Genomic DNA, 259 nt, shown 5'->3' with positions numbered 1-259 from the left:
CAACCCATGAAAGCATAGAGACGCCGGCCGAGCTCCCGCTGAACGCCAAGCTGTCGAAGCCGAACGCATCATTCCTCGAATACAAGGCCGACCCGAACGCAGGCACCTCGCCGGCTGCTGCGCTCGCCACCGGCGCGGCCAATTGGATCGGCGCCGGCCCGTTCAAACTGAGAACCAATGAGAATGGCGTCAGCCTCGATCTCGTAAAGGCCGATACCTACTATGACAAGGATGAGGTCAAGCTCGATGGCGTCAAGTT

At 59.8% G+C, this 259-nt stretch carries 1 protein-coding gene; it reads left to right on the top strand.

Annotated features, from left to right (window positions below):
* Positions 1 to 259 (top strand): ABC transporter substrate-binding protein (locus KVS69_RS19810; protein WP_254622311.1); only part of this gene is annotated, 259 nt, incomplete at both ends.

It is taken from the genome of Stenotrophomonas sp. GbtcB23, assembly GCF_019091045.1.
Lineage (GTDB): Bacteria > Pseudomonadota > Gammaproteobacteria > Xanthomonadales > Xanthomonadaceae > Stenotrophomonas > Stenotrophomonas rhizophila_A.
This window is presented reverse-complemented; position numbering and strand designations above follow the sequence as displayed.